This window comes from Streptomyces yatensis (assembly GCF_018069625.1).
Classification (GTDB): domain Bacteria; phylum Actinomycetota; class Actinomycetes; order Streptomycetales; family Streptomycetaceae; genus Streptomyces; species Streptomyces yatensis.
The window spans coordinates 339,547-358,206 of sequence record NZ_CP072941.1; the positions used below are offsets into that span (position 1 = coordinate 339,547).

An 18,660-nucleotide genomic window follows, 5' to 3' on the forward strand; every position below is an offset into this window, starting at 1 on the left:
GGGTCACCGGGCCACCGCCAGGCAGTAGTCCTGGTCGGTGGCGAGGAGGTTGCGATGGGTGTCTCCGGCGGTGATGACGCCGTCGTCCAGGACGAGGACCCGGTCGGCGGCGTTCAGGAGCGCCGGGCTGCTGGTGATGACGATGGTGGTGCGGTCCCGGCGCAGCTTCGCGATGTTGCGCGCGATGAGCTGTTCGGTGACGGCGTCGACGGCCGTTGTCGGGTCGTGCAGGACGAGGACGTCGGTGTCGGCGGCGAGGGCGCGGGCCAGGGACAGCCGCTGGCGCTGTCCCCCGGAGAGGTTCGCGCCGCGGTCGCGGACGCCGTAGTCGAGTCCTTCGCGGTGGAGGGCGACGACGTCGGTCAGCATGGACGCCTCGACGGCCTCGGGGACCATCCGGCTGGTGCCCGAGGGATCGATGTTCGTGCCGAGGGTGCCCGCGAAGATCTCCCCGTCGTACGGGTTCACCAGCATGTGCTCGCGGACCGCCTCGATCGACAGGTCGGCGAGCTCCTGCCCGCCGACCCGCACAGCTCCCTCGTACGCGGCGGGCGGGACCTTCACGGCGAGGATCGACGCGAGGTCGGCCGCCGCGCGCGGCTGGTAGGGCGCGATCGCCACGAACTCGCCGGCGGCCACCGTGAACTTGAGCTCGCGCAGCGAGCCGTACCGGACGCAGTCGAGGTCGAGGTCTCCGCCCGCGGCCGGGCGCTCCCGCCCGTCGGCCGCCACCGGCGGGGCGGCCAGCACCAGCGCCATCCGCTCGGCGGACGCGCGCGCCATCATCACGTACTTCGGCATCTCCGAGAACAGCTTGAGCGGTTCCATGATGAACTGCGCCAGCCCCACGGCCATGACGAGTTCCCCGACGGTGATCCGGCCGCTGAAGGCCAGTGAGCCCGCCAGCAGGGTCACGGCGGCGGCGAGGACCGCGTTGAGGGCCAGTGCGGTGCCCGCGTACACGCCGTTGACCTTGGCGACGGTGATCGCCTGGTGTTTCGCCTCCGTGCTGACCCTGCGATAGGAACCGAACGCCGCGTGGTTGCCGCCGAAGCCGTGCAGCGGGCGCAGGCCGGTGATCAGGTCCGCGACCTTCGCCCCCGCCCGCGCCACCCGGGCCTGCTGTTCGCGGGTGCTGGAGCCGATCCGCCTGGAGAGCACGCTCAGGATCGAAAGGATCGCGACGGTGCCCACGATCACCAGCAGGCCGAGCCGGACATCGGCCAGGCCCAGCGCGACCGCCGCGACCAGCACCGCCACCAGCGAGCTGACCAGCAGCGGCACCACCTCGATGATGTCGGCGGTCTGGTCGGCGTCCTCGGTGGCGATGGTCAGCACCTCGCCGGACTTGAGGTCGACGTCCCTGGCCACCGGCTGGAGACCGTAGGCCGCGACCTTCACCCGCCAGCGGTGTGCCTCGGTGGTGTTGGCCTTCTGCAGGACGCGCATCCCGAACCGCCACGACAGCGACACCGTCGTGATGATGACCGCCAGCGCGGCGATCGCCAGGCCGAGCGAGCCGAGGCCGCGGTCCCGCATCGTGTGCTCGACGATCAGGCCGAGCGCGATGGGGAAGGCGGTCTCACCGGCCTGGTACAGGCCCATGAGGACGGTGCCCCAGGCCATGGCGCCGACGTTGCGGCGCAGTGCGGTCCGGAGGATGTCGGCCCCCGGGCGGGGCCGCTGGGTGTCAGGCGTGGTCATCAAGGTGGCGGGCAATCGCTTCCGGGGTTCGCAGGGTGAACAGGTCACGGATGGTGATCACAGGGCCGTACTCGCGGCGGAGCAGCCCGATCAGCCGCACCGCCAGCATGGAGTGCCCTCCCAGGGACACGAAATCGCTCACCGCACTCACCTCGTCGTCATCCAGGTCCAGTGCCTCGGCGAAGAACTCGCACACCACGGTCTCGTTCCCGGTCCGCGGCGCCCGCTCCCCCGCCGTGGTCAGCGTGCCCAGCGGCTTGGCCTCCGGCAGCGCCTTGGTGTCAGCCTTCCCGTTGACGGTCAGCGGGATGCTGTCGACCTGCGCGTAGTGCGTCGGGCGCAGGAAGTCCGGCAGCCCGGTGCCCACGTCGGTGGCGACCTCCGCCAGGTCCGAGCCGTCCAGGACGAGGTAGGCGGCCAGCCGGTAGGCGCCGTCGACCTGCGGATCGGGCTGGGCGACCGCGGCGACGAACCGCACCGCCGGGTGCGCGGCGAACACGGCCTCGACCTCGCCCAGTTCGACCCGGTGCCCCCGGATCTTGACCTGCTGGTCGATGCGGCCCAGATACATCAGGTTGCCGTCCGGCCGTCGGGCCACCAGGTCGCCGGTGCGGTACATGCGCTCGCCGGGTGCGCCGAACGGGCACGCCACGAAGCGGTGCGCGGTCTGGTCGGGCTGCCCGAGATAGCCGCGGGCGATGCCGATGCCCGACACATACAGCTCACCGGGAACGCCGTCGGGCAGCGGCCGCAGCCACGGGTCCAGCACGTACACATCGGTGTTGTCGATCGCCACGCCCACCACCGGGTCCTGGCATTCGAAGGTGCCCACGCCCAGGGTGTTGATGGTGTACTCGGTGGGTCCGTACAGGTTGTAGCCGACCGTGCCCTCGGTCTCCGCGAGCCGCTGCCACAGCGCCGGGGTGACGGCCTCGCCGCCCAGCAGCACCAGCGCCGGCCGCCGTTCCGGGTGGTCGAGCAGGCCCTCGGCCACCAGTTGCTGTGCATAGGTCGGGGTCACATTGATGACGTCGATGTGGTGCTCGAGGCAGTACTCGACCAGCCGGGGCGCGTCACGGCGCAACTCCTCGTCGCAGATGTGCACCTCGTGGCCGTCGGCGAGCCACAGCAGCTCCTCCCATGACATGTCGAAGGCGAACGACACGGTGTGGGCGATCCGGAAGACCCGGTGGCCGTGGTCCGCCAGCACCGGTTCGAAGATCCGGCGCTGATGGTTGATCAGCATGTTGGTCAGCCCGGCGTACTCGGTCACCACGCCCTTGGGCTTCCCGGTCGAGCCCGAGGTGTAGATCGTGTACGCGGGGTGCCGCAGGCGGTGCGGATCCTCCGGCCGATACGTCCGGTACGGCTCGGCCTGGGGCAGCGGGCGGTCCAGCTCGATCAGGTCGCCGGTGAGCGGGGTGAGCCGGGGGGACACGGCGCTCACGGTGAGGATCACATCGGGGCGGGCGTCCGCGACGATCGCGGCGATCCGCTCGTCCGGGTGGTCCAGCTCCAGCGGCACATACGCGGCGCCGACGCGCAGCACGGCGAACAGCGCCACGATCGAGTCCAGGGAGCGCGGAATCGCCAGGCCCACGGTCGTCTCGGGGCCGATACCGCGCCCGGCGAGCACACCGGCCACCGCGCGGCTGCGGTCCCTCAGCCGGGCGAAGGTCATGGTCGAGCCGTGGGCGACGAGCGCGGTCCGCCGCGGGTCACGGTCCGCCGCCCGGTCGAACCGGTCGACCACGGTGTCCGTGCCGATGTCGGTGCGTTCGGCGGGCACGGGCTCCGGTCCCAGTCCCCGCAGCGCGCCGACCGGCCCGGTGGCCCGGGCCAGATCGTCGAGCACCCGCAGATAGCCGTCGAGGAGCCGCCGGGCGTTCGCGGTGTCCTCGTCGCGGTACTCCAGCTTGACCGTGAGCCGCTCCCCGGGGTTGACGACCCAGGTGAACGGGTAGTGGGTGGAGTCGTCGGCCGTCACCGAGGTGATGCCGTGCCTGGCGTTCATCTCGGCGAACGCGTCCATGTCCAGGAAGTTCTGGAGCACGAAGAGGTTGTCGAACAGGGTGTCGTGCCCGGTGGCCCGCTGGATCTCGCCGAGCCCCAGATGCTCGTGGACCATCGCCTCGACCCTGGCCGCCTGTACGTCCGACAGATACGTGCTGACGGTGTCGTCCGGCCGGGCCCGCGTCCACATGGGGACGGTGTTGAGCAGCACGCCGACGATGCCGTCCAGCCCCTCGCCCTCCCGGCCGGAGACGGTCACGCCGAACACCGCGTCGCCGCGGCCGGTGTGGGCGCCGAGCAGGAGGCCGAACGCGCCGGTCAGGACCGAGTTCAGGGTGACGCCGTGCGTCCTGGCAGCCGCCCTCAGCAGCTCCGACCGCTCGGCGGACAGCGTGTGCACGAGCGCGCGCGGCAGGTCGTCGGAGAGGGACGGCGCCGGTCCGGCGAGCAGGGTCGGGCCGGGGAGACCGGCCAGGTGCTCGGCCCAGAAGCGTTCCGACGTGGCGGAGTCCTTGGCGTCGAGCGCCCGGGCGTGGTCCTCGAAGCTCGGCGTGGCCGGGACCGGGTCGGGCAACCCGCCGTCGAGGACGGCCTGGTAGGCGTCGAACAGGTCCCGCAGCACGATCTCGCGGGACCAGCCGTCCCACAGCAGCAGGTGGTAGCTGAGCAGCAGCCCGTCGCGGTCGCTGGGCAGCCGCACCACCGTCATCCGGATCAGCGGGGGCTCGCCCGGGTCGAATCCCGTATCGCGGTCCCGGGCGCGCAGCGCCTCCACGTCCGCGTCACGGGTGAGCTCGACCGTACGGACGTGGACGCGCCGGCCCGGTCCCAGGACCTGGACCGGGTTTCCGTCGTCGTCGGTGGCGAAGCCGGCGGCCACCACCGGGTGCCGCGCCATCACATACGCCATCGCCTCGGACAGCGCGTCGGTGTCCAGGCGCCGGTCGAAGGTGAACCAGCTCTGCGCGACGTAGTGTCCCGCCGAACCCGCCATCTGGGCCTGGAAGTACAGGCCCCGCTGGAGCGGGGTGACCGGTGCCGTGCGCTCGGCCGTCGCGGAGGCGTCCGCGAGGCGTTCCAGTGCGCTGCGCCAGTGGCCGGTGATCGCGTCCGGGATGCCTTCGGCGAGGGTGAAGACGGCGTGCAGGCTGCCGGTGGCCGCGTCGGTCCACGCGTTCACCTCGACGGCGTACGGGCTGCCCGGGTCGCCGCCGGTGAGGTGCGGGGCCTGGGACTCGCCGCCCCGGCCCAGGTAGTTGAAGAGCACCTGCGGGCGGGCGGTGAGCAGCGGGGCCGTCTGCGGGTTGAGGTATCTGAGCCGGCCGTAGGCGACGTGTGCGTGCTCGTCGGGCTGGCGTTCGGCGACCTCGTACGCCGCGGCGACCGGGTCGCTGTGCGCCGTGAGCCGTACGGGTGCGATGGAGGTGAACCAGCCGACCGTGCGGGTGTAGTCGTGGTGCTCCAGCCCCGGGACCCGGCCGTGGCGCTCCAGTTCGATCGCGAGGTCGGTGGGCGATGGCTGGATGTGGGTCAGCGCGGTGCGCAGCGCGCCGCACAGCAGCTCGGTGAGGCCGACGCCGAGTGCGGTGGGCGCGGTACGCGTCACGCGGTCGCTCACCTCGGGCGGGAGCACGACGGTGGTCTCGCGTGTTCGCTCGACCGCGGGCAGGAGGGCGGGCGCCCGGAGCGTGGTGAGCCAGTGCCCGAGGTCGTCGAGGGCATGGGCGGACCGGGCCGCCAGCGCTTCCGCGTACTCGGCGTAGGACGTGGTCGGCGGGGGCAGGGGCGCCCCGCGCAGGGCGGTGGCCAGGTCGTCCAGCAGGATCAGCCAGGACACCGAGTCGACGGCGAGGTGGTGCACGGTGACCACCAGGGTCCGGCTCGCCTCCAGCCACGCGAAGGCGATGACCTCCCCGGATTCGGGGTCGAGTCGTCCGGCGGCCTCATTCGCCGCGGTGGTCGCGTCGGCCGTGTCCGCCCGTACGACGGGGACCTCGCGGGCGGGTTCGGTGCGCAACTCCCACACCCCGTGTTCGACGCGCAGCCGCAGCCGGAGGGCCGGGTGCGCGGCCACGACGGCGTTCGCGGCGCGCTCGGCGTCGGCGAATCCGGTGCCGTCGGGGGCCACCACCGTTCTGGCCTGGGCGAACCGGGCGAGCGAACCGCCCAGTTCGCGCTGGCGCAGGATGATCGGCGTCGCCGGCAGCGGGCCGTCCTGGTGGCGGGCGGGCGCAGGCGGCCCGGCCTGCGGTGTGCTCGTCCCCAGGTGCTCGGCGAGTGCGCGCGGTGACCTGAACAGGAACACGTCCCGTGGTGCGATCGGCAGGCCCAGCGCCCTGGCCCGGTTGATGACGGTGATGGCGACGATGCTGTCGCCCCCGGCCCGGAAGAAGTCGGTGTCGCCGTCCACGGCGGATTCGGGCAGGGTGTCGGCGAAGATGCCGACCAGCGCGGTGAGTACGGCGTCCCCGCCGTCCGAGGGGCCGGCCGCCGGGGTGGCGTCCTGTGCGGCGCGTGCGGTCAGGGCCTTCCGGTCCAGCTTGCCGTTGACCGTCAGCGGCAGGGCGTCCACCGGCAGCACCCGGCCCGGCACCATATGTACGGGCAGCTTCGCCGACAGCAGGGCGGTGACATCGGCGGGCACCCGGCCCACCACATGCGCCACCAGGTGGTCGCCGCTGTCCGCCACGGTGACGGCCGCGTCCACCACACCGTCGAGCGCCCTGACGGCGGCCTCCACCTCGCCGAGTTCGATACGGAAGCCCTTGAGCTGCACCTGGTCGTCGGCGCGGCCGGTGAACTCCAGCTCACCGTCGAGCGTGCGGCGGGCGAGGTCACCGGTGTGATACATGCGGGAGCCGTCCCCCGTGAACGGGTTCGCCACGAAACGGCCCGCGGTCAGCCCCGGCCTGCCCAGATAGCCGAGCGACACCTGGTCGCCCGCCACGTAGATGGCGCCCACCCGGCCCGGTGGCACCGGCCGGAGCCGGTCGTCGAGCACATAGGTGGCCAGGCCCGGGATCGGGCCGCCGATCGGGCTGACGTCCCCGCCGACACCGAAGTCCTCGTCGGTCAGCACCCGGTGGGTGACATGGACGGTGGTCTCGGTGATGCCGTACATATTGACCAGCTCGGGCGCACCGGTGCCATGCCGGTCGACCCAGCCGCGCAGCCGCCCGAGATCCAGCGGCTCGCCGCCGAAGATGATCCGGCGCAGCGCGGTGACCGGCTCGCCCGCATGCCGGTCGGCCTCGATGAACTGGTAGAACGCCGACGGGGTCTGGTTGAGCACGGTCACTGCGCGCTCGCGCACCAGCCGGTGGAAGTCGACCGGCGAACGGGTCAGCCCGTACTCCGGCACCAGCAGCTCGGCGCCGTGCGCCAGCGCGCCCCACAGCTCCCAGACCGCGAAGTCGAAGGAGAAGGAGTGGAATTGGACCCACACGTCATGCGGGCCGAAATCCATGGCGGGCCGGGTGTTCGCCAGCAGCGTCACCACACTGGAGTGCGGGACGACGACGCCCTTGGGTGTGCCGGTCGATCCGGAGGTGTAGATGACGTAGGCGGGGTCGTGCCGGCTCGCCTCCGGCCCGGCTTCCGTGTCGGCCCGCGGCAGCTCGTCCCCGGATACGAGCACACGGGCCGCCACGCCCGCCCGGGCCAGCAGCCGGGTGAAGCGCTCGCGCTGGTCGCGGTCCACGAGAACGACCTGCGGAGCGGCGTCGGCGAGGATGTACTGCAGCCGTTCGTCCGGGTACGCCAGGTCCAGCGGTACATACGCGCCGCCCGCGGTGACGATCGCGACCAGGGCGACGACCTGCTCCAGGGAGCGCGGTACGGCCACGGCGACGCGCCTGCCCGGTCCGGCACCGGCCGCGCGCAGGGCGGAGGCCAGTTCGTTCTTCGCGGCCGCCAGTTCGCCGTAGGTCAGTGACCGGGTTGCGCCGTCGAGGCCGCACTGGGTGACGGCGGTGGCCGCCGGGTCGCGGCGCGCGGCGGCGTCGAACAGTGCGCCCAGGGTGGTCGGGGTGATCGGCGCGGGACGCCGGGTGTCCTCGGGCACCACGTCGCCGACCAGGGCGCCCGGGCGGGTGAGCAGGCCGGTGAGGGTCCGGGTGAACGTGCGCAGGATCGCCTGGGCGCTCGCCTCCCGCAGCAGCTCGCCGTCATGGATCAGGTTGAAGCGGGGACGGCCGTCGGGAGCGCGCTCCACCACCAGGGTCAACGGGTAGTGCGGGGCGCCCTCGTTCACGATGTCGGTGATGACCAGCTCGTCGCCCGCCCCCCGCAGGGCGGCCACATCGGTCGCGACATCGAACACCACCAGGGTGTCGAACAGGGTTCCGGCACCGGCCAGGCGGCCGATCCTCGCCAGCGAGACATGCTGGTGGGGCAGTACCGCGCTCTGGTGTTCCCGCACCGAGGCGAGCAGGTCTCGGGCCGTGGTGGTGCCGGCCCACCGGGCGCGCACGGGGATCGTGTTGATGAACAGACCCACCATGTCCTCGATGCCGGACACCTGTGCGTCGCGCCCGGACACCGTGGAGCCGAACACCACATCGCTGCCGTGCAGGATCCCGCCCAACGTGACCGCCCAGGCGCTGTGCACGGCCACGCTCAGCGGCACACCGGCCGACCGGGCGGCCGCGTCGATGTCCTCCTCCGGTGCCACGGCGATGTCGGCGAACCGGCCGGACGGGGTGTGCCCCTCGGCGACCAGCGAGGGCCCGGGCAGTTCGGCGAGCTGATCGCGCCAGATCCGGTCGCTCTCGTCGTCGTCGCGCTCCGCGAGCCACCGTACGTAGTCGGGGAAGCCGCCGAGCGGGTACACGGTCCCCGGCGCGTGATATTCGGCCAGCAGCGCGCGGAGCATCGGTGGCACCGACCAGCCGTCGGCGATGATGTGGTGCACGGTCTGCACCAGGACGTTCCGGCCGGAGCCCGCGCGGATGAGGGTGTACCGCATCAGCGGGCCGGTGGCCAGGTCGAACCCGGCGCGGCGGTCCCGCTCGGCGTATGCGCGGATCTCGGCGTCGGTGATCCCGGGGCGGTCGAGCGTGGTGAACGGCGCCCGCACCCCGCTCTCCAGCACGGAGACCACACGGCCGTCGGCCAGGGCCGTGAACCGCGCCGCCAGGTTCGGGTACAGCGTGAGCAACCGGGTGGCGGCCGCCGCGAGCCGGTCGGCGTCCACCTCCCCGTCCAAGCTGAGCAGCTGCTGCTCGACGTAGGCGCCCGCCGAGTCGTCGTCGAAGACCGAATGGAAGTACAGGCCCTCCTGCAACGGGGTCAGCGGCAGGATGTCCCGCAGCGCCGGTCCGTCCAGGACGTCGACGTCGGCCTGGGTGAGCCGCACCAGGCCGAAGTCGCTGGGCGAGTGGCCGCCCCGGTCGAGCGCGGCCAGGGCGGTCAGGGTCTCCCGGAAGTATCCGCCGATGGTGGCTATGTCCTCGTCGGTGAACATCCCGTCGGGCCAGGAGATGGTGGTGATCAGCTCGTACGCGCCGCTCGACGCGGGTTCCTCGTACGCGCCGCTCGATGCGGGTTCGGCGATCGCGTTGAACTCCAGGGAGCGCGGCAGGCGCATCCTGGGGTCGCGCTTCTCACCCAACTGGGCAGTGGCGCAGCTGAGTTGCCAGTCCCCGGTGGCGCCCGCGTCGAAGCGGCCCAGGTAGTTGAAGAGCACCTGCGGTGCGGGGGCGTCGAACGCGGTGTGGTGCAGATACCGCAGGGCGCCGTAGGAAACGCCGTTGGACGGCACGCGGGCGAGGTCTTCCTTGACCGCCTTGAGCGCGGCGGCCAGGTAGTCGGGCGCGGTGAAATCGGCCGCCGCTCCGGGGTCCACGGTCACCGGGAACAGAGTGGTGAACCAGCCCACGGTCCGCGACAGCTCCGGCTCGAAACCGGCGGCCTCCGCCACGAATCGTCCCTCGCGGCCGTGGCCTTCGAGTTCGATATGCGCGAACGTCTGGTCCTGACCGAGGTCGCGGCGCCATCGGGCGAGGGTGACGGCGAGCGCGGTCAGCAGCACATCGCCCACGCCCGCGTGGAACTTCGCGGGGATCTCACCCAGCAGCGCGGCGGTGACCTCGGGTCCGGCCGAGACGGTCCGCACCCGCTCCCGCGCGACGGTGTCCGCGTCGCGCAACGCACGCCTGCCCACGGGGCCGTCCACTCCCGGCAGCGGACGCTCGTAGTAGCCACGGTCCGCGTCGAACGTGGCATTGCCCAGCAGCTGCGTCCAGCGCCGGAACGACGTGCCCACCGGGGGCAGTTCGATCGGCGCGCCCGAGGACAACTGCCGCCACGCCGTGGCCAGGTCGTCCATCAGCACATGCCAGGACACCCCGTCGATCACCACATGGTGGACGACCACGACCAACTGCCGTGCCGCGCGTCGCCAGACGGCACGCAGCATCACGCCCCGGTCCGGGTCCAGCCCGCCGGTGGCGAGCGCGACACACTCCTCGACCGGCCGGTCGCTCTCCTGCCACGACGGCGTGGCCCGGTCCGCCGCCGGGATGTCGAAGCTCCAGCGCTCGCCGCGCACCAGCCGGGCGCGCAGCATGTCGTGCCGCGCGGCCACGGCGGCGAGGATCGGGTCGAGGGCGTCGGCGGTCAGTTCCGCCGGGGTGTTCAGCACAACGGACTGTACGAAGCCGTCGATTGCGTCGGTGGTCTCGCCGAGCCACTGCACGATGGGCGATCCCATGACGGCACCGGTCGCCACATCTCGGTCGTCCGCGGTGGAGGCGTCCTCCCGGCTCGCCACCGCCGCCAGCGCCCCGACCGTGCTGTTGGTGAAGATCTGCCGTGCCGTGAGGTGGAGACCCGCGTCGCGCACCGCGCTCAGCAGTGAGATCGCCAGCAGGCTGTCTCCGCCGAGCTGGAAGAAGTCCTGGTCGACGCCGACCTCGTCCAGCCGCAGCACCTTCGCGACCGCCGCGCACAGCACCCGCTCGTTCTCGGTGGTGGGCTGGACGATCGAGCCCGTCCCGATCGCGGGTTCCGGCAGCGCACGGCGGTCGAGCTTGCCGTTCGCGGTGAGCGGGAACTCCTTCATCACCACGACATGGGCGGGCACCATGTACTCCACCATGTGCCCGGCGGCCCACTCCCTGACCTCGTCCGCGCGCAGGTCCTCGCTCCCGGCGGCCGGGATCACATAGCCCACCAGGTAGGTGCTGCCCGCCGCGTTCTTCTTCGCGAGGACGCAGGTGTAGCGCACCCCGGGGTGCTCCGCGAGACCGACCTCGACATCCTCGATCTCCAGCCGCATGCCGCGGATCTTGATCTGGTTGTCGGCCCGGCCGAGGAAGTCCAGCGAGCCGTCCGGGGCGAACCGCGCGAGGTCTCCGGTCCGGTACAGCCGGGACCCGTCCGCGGCGAAGGGGTTCGCCACGAAGCGGGACGCCGTCAGGCCGGGCGCGTTGATGTACCCGCGGCCCAGGAGGAATCCTCCCACGTACAGTTCGCCGCCGACGCCGACCGGGACCGGCCGCAGCTCGTTGTCCAGCACATACAGCTGGGTGTTCGGGTTGGCCTTGCCGATCGATGTCGACAGGCGCTCGGCCGCGCCCCGGTAGATGACGTGCGAGACGCCGATCGTGGTCTCGGCCGGGCCGTAGCCGTGGTACAGCGGGATGTCGAGCCGGGTACGGAACCGCTCGTACAGCTCCGGGGTCAGCACCTCGCCGCCGCACCACACATGGCGCAGGCTGTCCAGCCGCCCGGAGTCGCCCACCATCTCCAGCAGCACGTCCAGCATGGAGGAGACCAGATAGGTGAAGGTGACCCGCTGCTCGGCGATCACACTCAGCAGGTGGTGCGGGTCGCGTTCGCCGCCGGGCCGCAGGATGACCAGCCTGCCGCCGTGCACCAGCGGCAGGAAGATCTCGTTGATGGAGATGTCGAAGGACAGCGGCGCCTTGAACAGCGACGCGTCGTCGTGGCCGAAGCCCAGGATCTCGTTGCCCTGCCACAGCAGGCGCTCGCTGATCGCCTCGTGCCGGATCATCGCGCCCTTGGGCCGCCCGGTCGAACCGGACGTGAAGATCACGTACGCCAGGGCGTTGCCGGGGACGGTGACCCCGGTGCCCCCGGTGGGGTGGGCACCGAAGCGCCAGTCGCCGAGGTCGACGGCCACGGCTTCGGGTTCGGCCGGGTCGCCTTCGGCCGAGGCGCCCAGCTGCGCCACGACCTGGGCGTCGTCGATGACCACGGCCCGGCGCGCGGCGGGCCACTGCGGATCGAGCGGCACGAACGCGCACCCGGCCTGGAGTACGGCGAGCAGCCCGATCACCATCTCGGCGGAGCGGCCCAGTGAGATGCCGACGACCTGTTCGGGGCCCAGCCCGCGCTCGATCAGGTGGTGGGCCAACTGGCTGGAGAGCTCGGCGGCCTCACGGTAGGTCAGCGACCGGTGCTCGTCGACGATGGCGACGGCGTCCGGCCTGGTCCGCGCCTGCTCGCGGAACAGCTCCACGATGGTCGGGCGGATCCGGTCGGCCCCGGTGTCGTTCCATCCGGCCAGGGCCTCGAGCCGGGCCGCCACGCCGGCCGGGGAGATGGTGCCGATGGGCCGGTCGGGGAAGTCGGTCAGGTCGTCCAGCGCGACCTGCGCATCGTCCGGCCCGACGCCTTCGGGGACGGTGATGCTCCGGTCGTCCGCGCCGACCTCCCAACCGGCCGGCCCCGCCCCGCCGTTGTCGACCCACCCGAGGACATCGGCGAACAGGGTGGCGGGGGTGAGGTCGATGCCGTCGGGGCTCAGGCCCGTCGCCCAGTACGACAGCCCGATGGCACACGCTTCGGCGATGGTCCGGTCGGAGAAGTCACCGATCCGCCGGCGTACGTCGGCAGCCTGTCCGGGAGAAAGCAGTACGCGACGAGCGCCCGGTTCCACCATCGAAGACATCGAAGACTCAGCATCCCTTCCACGTCATGAAAAGCTCATCTGAATCAGGGGGTGTCTAACTGCCTTCGCGCCAGGCCCGCCACAGTCGTGCGTACCGGCCGCCCAGGGCCACCAGCTCCGCGTGCGTTCCCTGCTCCACCACCCGGCCCGCGTCCAGCACGGCGATCCGGTCCGCCGCCATCGCCTGGGTCAGCCGGTGCGCCACGAACAGCGTGGTCCGGCCCGAGCACGCGGCCAGCACGGCCCGCTCCAGCTCGGCGGCGCCCTCGCTGCCCGCCTCCGCGGTCGACTCGTCGAGCACCACCACCGGCGCCCGGCCCAGCACCAGCCGGGCCAGGGCGATCTGGGCCGCCTTGGTGACGTCCAGGCGCTCTCCGCCCTCGCCGACCATGGTGTTGAGCCCATCGGGCAGCGCGTCGACCCATCTATCGGCGCCGACCGTGCGCAACGCGTCCATCAGCTCGGCATCACTCGCCCGCGGCGCAGCCAGCCGAAGGTCTTCGGCGAGCGGCCCGGAGAACACATGGGTGTCCTGCGTCAGGATGCTCACCAGGGCCCGCGCCCCGGCCTCGTCCAGACCGGCCAGGTCGGTCGTCCCGACGCGCACCGACCCGGCCTGCGGGGTCCCGATGCCCGCGATCAGCGCGGCCAGCGTGGACTTGCCCGCGCCGGTCGCCCCCACCAGCGCGAGCGAACCTCCGGCCGGGATCGTCAGACTGACGTCCCGGAGGACCGGCTCCTCGGTGTCGGGGTAGCGATACGTGAGCCCCTCCACCGTCACCGAGTACGGCCCGGTGTCCGCCGGCGAGACGGCCGCGTCGCCCACCAGCCGGTCCTCGGCGGCCTCCCCCACCACCCCGACCAGCCGGGTCAGGCTCGCGCCCGACTTCTGCGCCTCGTCGAAGGTGAACATGATGGAGCCCAGCGGGGTGAAGAGCCGGTGGAAGATCAGGGGGGCCGAGGAGACGTCGCCCAGGCTGGCGGCATCGGCCTCCAGCAGGGAGTACCCCACCACGATGATCAGGACCAGCCCGATGAACTCGGCGCGGTTCTCCCTGCCGACGAAGCGGCCGAAGAACCGGAACACCTCGATACCGAGATCGCGCACCCGCCATGACTCGGCGCCGACCTCCTCGCGGAAGGCGCCTTCGAGGCGGTACGCCCGGACGGTGTCGATCCCCTTCAGGCCACTGATCAACGCCTGCGCACGGTCGGCCTGGGCCGCCCGCTGCCGCTGGTAGAGCGGGGCGGAGCGGGGGAGATACCAGCGCAGGGCCAGCGCGTACGCGGGCAGCGCACCGGCGCCCGCCAGGCCGAGCCGCCAGTCGAGGCCGAACATGCCGGCCGTGGCGATGACGACCAGCACGCCCGCCGAGAACACCGTGGGGACGGCCGTGCGGATACCCTTGGACAGCACGGCCACATCGTCACCGACCCTGGACAGCACATCCCCCCGGCCGACCTGCTCGATCCGTGCGCTCGGCATCCCCAGCACCGCTCGGACGGCGCCTTCGCGCAGCCGCGCGAGCAGATCCGCGCCGAGCCGTCCGATGAGGTAGGTCGATACCGCGGTGGCCGCCGCGCCGAACAGCGCCGCGGCCCCCATCACCACCCCGATCGTGACCAGGGTCGAGCGCGGCTCGCCCTCGACCACCCCGTCGACCACCCGGCCGAGGAGGATCACCGGGAGCACCTGGAGCGCCGCCCCGGCCACCGTGGTGAGCGCGGTGGCGGCCGTCAGCCAGGGCACCTCGCGGCAGTGTGCCGCGACCCATCGGGTGGCCACGCGTCCGGTCGCCGTGCGCAGGGTCGCCGTGGCCGGGGTGAGGCGCGCCTCGGTGGTGCTCACCCCCGGCCGACCGACTTGACGAGCTCGTCGATCGCGTAGGGCAGGGACAGCAGGGTGCCCTGGGAGATGGCCGCGCCGACGGCCGGGCCCTCGCTGTCCAGCAGGTAGGACACCTTGCCCTTCTTCACCGCGTCCAGGTTGGTGAAGAGCTGGAACTTCTTCAGCGCCTGCTGGTCGGCCCTGTCGTTGATGACGAAGACGCGGTCGGCGTCGACCAGGTCGATGCGCTCGGGGGACAGGACGGTGTAGAACTTCCCGTCCGCGATCTTGTCGATCTTGGTCTGGTAGGTGAAGCCGATGCCCGTGACCAGCCGCCCGCGCACATCGGTGGAGGTGAACGGCGCCACCGAGTTCTTGTACCAGGACAGCATGACCGCGGTCTGGTCCGCGAACTCCGGATGCGCCTTCTTGGCCGCGCCGAGCTTGTCCTCGATGCCCTGCACCAGCTTGGTGCCCTCACTCTCCTGGCCCAGCGCCCTGGCGATCTGGACGGCGTTGTCCTGCCACGGGGCGCTGAACGGCTCCTTCTCGCCCTTGGTGCGGCCGACGGTCGGGGCGATCTGGGAGAGCTTGTCGTAGGCGGCCTTGTCGATCTCGGAGTACACCGCCACGATCAGGTCCGGCCGCAGGGCGGCGATCTTCTCGTAGTTGGGACCGGTGTCGCCGTTCTTCATGACGACCTCGGGCCGGGTGTCGCCCCACTTGTCCTTCACCCAGGGCCACTGGGTGTTGAGGTCGGGCTTCTTGCCCGCCGGGTTCGGATACTGGTCGACCATGCCGACCGGTCTGACCCCGAGCGCCAGCATGGCCTGGTCGTCCGTGTAGCCGACGGAGACCACCCGCCGGGGAGCCTTGGTGATCTTCGTGGATCCGAACGCGTGCTCCACGGTGACGGGGAACGCGCCGGAGGCGGCGGCCGGGGTGTCGTCGCCCGCCTCGTCCGTCGAGTCGGAACCGCATCCCGCGAGGAGGCCGACACCGAGGGCCGCGGCCAACAGCGCCGCCGCTAACCGCCGCCTTGGCGTCCTACGCGTCGTTCGATGGAGGAGCATCCGGAATCCCTTGCTGTCGCGCCGTCCGTTGCGCCCCTGACTAAGGGCAGGCAAACCTTATCCCGGCGAAGTGAGGCTAGCCTAGCCTTACTTTTGCATTGCTTGGCGGAACCTGATCGAGCTGGACGTGGGTACGGCCGATCGGCACGATGAGCGGCCGGTCGCCCACCGGATCGTCAATCACCAGGGCGCGCAGCCCGAATGCCTCGTCCAGCAACTCGGCGGTGATCACCTCACGCGGATGCCCCTGCGCCAGGATCGAACCCGCCCGCATCACGATGAGGTTGTCGCTGTAGCGCGTGGCCAGATTGAGGTCGTGCAACACCATCACCACCGTGCGGCCCGACTCGTGCAGGTCGTCCACGAGGTCCAGCACATCGATCGCGTGCGCCAGGTCCAAATAAGTGGTCGGCTCGTCCAGCAGCAGCAGATCGGTGCCCTGAGCCAGGGTCATCGAGATCCAGACGCGCTGACGCTGCCCGCCCGACAGCGAGTCGACCGGGCGATCTGCCAGCTCCGACACCCCGGTCATGGCCAGCGCACGCTCCACCACACCTGCGTCGTCCGAGGACCACTGCCGCAGCCAACTCTGGTGCGGATGCCGCCCCTTGGCGACCAGGTCGGCCACCGTCAGCCCCTCCGGCGCCACCGGCGCCTGCGGCAGCAGGCCCAGCTTCTTGGCCACGTCCCTGGTCCTGAGCCCCGCGATGTCCTCGCCGTCCAGCACCACGGCCCCCTTGGCCGGCTTGAGCAGCCGGGTCAGGGTGCGCAACAGGGTCGACTTGCCACAGCCGTTGGGGCCGATGATCGTGGTGATCACGCCCGGCGGGATCGTCACATCCAGATCCTCGATGACGGCCCGGCCGCCGTACCCGACCGAGACGCCTTCGGCCGCCAGCCGTGGGATGCCCTGGGCCCCGGGCTCGATCTCGGTGGTGCGCTCGGCGCTCACAAGTCCCCCTGTATTGAGGTCTGCCTGAACTGCATTGCCATCTATCTCAGATTCGCCCGCACCAGCAGATAGACGAGGAAGGGGCCGCCGATCGCGGCGGTGACCACACCGACCGGAAGCGTGATCGGCAGCGCCGTGCGCGCGACCAGGTCCGCACCGGTCAGCAGCAACGCCCCCACCATGCCGGAGGCCACCATCGGCGGTGTGGGGCACCTCGCCAGACGCATCGCCACCTGCGGCGCCACCAGCGCGACGAACGGGACCGGACCCGCCGCGCTCACCCCCACGGCGGCCAGCAGGACCGCGCACAGCAGCAGGACCGCCCGCACCATCCCGTACCGGACGCCCAGGCCCGCGGCGACCTCGTCACCCAAGTGCATCGGCTTGAACTGGAACGCCACACAGCACACGACGGCCAGGAGGACGAGCGTGCACCACAGCGCCACCCGGACCTCGCTCCACGAGCGGTTGTCCAGCGAGCCGACCAGCCATGCCTGGGCCCGGGCCACATCCTTGATATCGGCCGTGACCAGCAGCCATGTCGTGATCGCTTCCATCATGGCGCTCACCGAGATGCCGATGAGGATGAGCCGGAAGCCGTCGATCCCGCGCCGCCACGCCAGGAAGTACACCAACAGCCCCGTGCCGAGACCGCCCGCGAGCGCCGCCGTGGACAGACCCACGGCGCTCACGACCGCCGCGGCGGTCCCGCCCGACACGGTCACCAGGAACACCGAGACCGCGCCGGCGCCCCCGGTGATCCCCAGAATGTCCGGGCTGGCCAGCGGATTGCGGGCGATGGACTGCGTCAGCGCGCCGGAGACCCCCAGCGCGATCCCCACGACGAGCCCGGCCAGGGCGCGCGGCATCCGCAAGTCCATGATCACGAACTTGTCGACCCGCTCGCCCCCGCCGACGATCGTGGCGATCACCCGGGACAGCCCGATGGGGAAGTCCCCGACGCCGATGGACAGGCAGAACACCAGGAAGGTGGCCGCCGCCAGCAGCAGCGTGACGCAGACGAGCCAGGGCCGCCATACGAACGACACCTGACCGAGCCGCACGCCCGGCGTCACCGGCGCCACCGATCGCTTCACATCTGTCCCGTTCACGCGCTCTTGAACTTTCCGAGCCATACCAGGGCCGCGAAGAACGGAGCGCCCAGAAGAGCCACGACCACACCCGCGTCCAACTCGCCCGGCCGCACCACCAGGCGCCCGACGATGTCGCAGAGCAGGAGGACGACAGCGCCGAGCAGACCCGCGTACGGCACCAGCCAGCGGTGGTCCGGCCCGGTCAGATACCGGGCCACATGGGCCACCATGAGCCCGAGAAACGCGATGGGGCCGCACGCCGCCGTCGCCGCGCCCGCCAGCAGGGTGATGGCGGCGATGCCGACGGTCCGGCTCAGCGCGATGTTCACGCCCAGCCCCCGCGCCACATCGTCACCCAGGTTGAGCAGGTTGAGGGCGGGCAGTGTGGTCAGCGCCAGCACCAGCCCGACCGCGATGAACAGGGCCACCGGCCAGATGACGTCGAACCCGACACCGGCCACGGAGCCCGCGTTCCAGAACCGCAGCGCGTTCAGCGACGCCCGGTCCGAGAGCGCGACCGCCGTGGTCATCGCCGTCAGGAACACGGTGATCCCCTGCCCGGCCAGTGCGAGCGTCAGCGGATTGCCGGCCCCTCGGCCGATGCTCGCCAGCCCGAACACCACGACACCGGAGCCGGCCGCCCCCAGGAAGGCGAACCAGACGTACTGGAACGGGTCGGCGACCCCGAACACGGCGATCACCGACACCACGGCGAACGAGGCGCCGGAGTTCACCCCCAGCAAGCCCGTGTCGGCGATCGGATTCCGCGTGTACCCCTGGATCAGCGCCCCGCCGACCCCCAGCGCGATGCCCGCCACGATCGCGAGCACCGTCCGGGGCATCCGCACGGTCCGCACGATGAGCCTGATCTCGGTGAGCCGCTGGTCGGAGTCCGGCGCCGCGAACAACCCGTGCCACACCTCGGCGGGGCTCAGCGCGCGCGCACCGACGGCCAGCGACACCGCCGCCGCGATCACGAGGATCGCCACCAGCGTGCCCAGACCCACAACCCGCCGCCGACGGGCCTTTGTCGTGCCCCCGGCCAAGGGGCGCTCCATCGCAGTGGTGCTCATGTCTCC

Annotated in this window: 7 protein-coding genes; all 7 read right to left on the minus strand. The window is 71.7% G+C overall.

The window, feature by feature from the left end; all coding sequences use genetic code 11:
- Positions 1-3: 3 nt before the first annotated feature.
- The 7 genes from J8403_RS01605 to J8403_RS01635 all read right to left on the minus strand — a co-directional run bounded on the left by J8403_RS01605 (position 4) and on the right by J8403_RS01635 (position 18,654).
- A complete protein-coding gene (locus J8403_RS01605; protein ID WP_211121471.1) occupies positions 4-1,704 on the minus strand; it encodes an ABC transporter ATP-binding protein in 1,701 nt (566 codons plus the stop codon).
- The gene (locus tag J8403_RS01610; RefSeq protein WP_211121472.1) at positions 1,691-12,625 is read right to left on the minus strand and encodes a non-ribosomal peptide synthetase; all 10,935 of its coding nucleotides are present in this window, start codon (positions 12,623-12,625) and stop codon (positions 1,691-1,693) included. Before J8403_RS01610 ends, J8403_RS01605 begins: the two co-directional genes overlap by 14 nt.
- A 64-nt stretch (positions 12,626-12,689) precedes the next feature.
- Complete coding sequence (locus tag J8403_RS01615) at positions 12,690-14,483, minus strand: ABC transporter ATP-binding protein (protein ID WP_211121473.1); 1,794 nt, start codon at positions 14,481-14,483, stop codon at positions 12,690-12,692.
- Positions 14,480-15,535 carry an iron-siderophore ABC transporter substrate-binding protein gene (locus tag J8403_RS01620; RefSeq protein ID WP_211121474.1) on the minus strand — a complete coding sequence of 352 codons (1,056 nt, stop codon included), beginning with the start codon at positions 15,533-15,535 and terminating at the stop codon, positions 14,480-14,482. Before J8403_RS01620 ends, J8403_RS01615 begins: the two co-directional genes overlap by 4 nt.
- A gap of 76 nt (positions 15,536-15,611) precedes the next feature.
- Positions 15,612-16,487, minus strand: coding sequence for an ABC transporter ATP-binding protein (locus J8403_RS01625; RefSeq protein ID WP_281427896.1), 876 nt, complete (start codon positions 16,485-16,487; stop codon positions 15,612-15,614).
- Between the two features lie 41 nt (positions 16,488-16,528).
- The gene (locus J8403_RS01630; protein WP_211121475.1) at positions 16,529-17,599 is read right to left on the minus strand and encodes a FecCD family ABC transporter permease; all 1,071 of its coding nucleotides are present in this window, start codon (positions 17,597-17,599) and stop codon (positions 16,529-16,531) included.
- Positions 17,596-18,654 carry a FecCD family ABC transporter permease gene (locus J8403_RS01635; RefSeq protein ID WP_246585637.1) on the minus strand — a complete coding sequence of 353 codons (1,059 nt, stop codon included), beginning with the start codon at positions 18,652-18,654 and terminating at the stop codon, positions 17,596-17,598. Before J8403_RS01635 ends, J8403_RS01630 begins: the two co-directional genes overlap by 4 nt.
- Positions 18,655-18,660 lie beyond the last annotated feature (6 nt).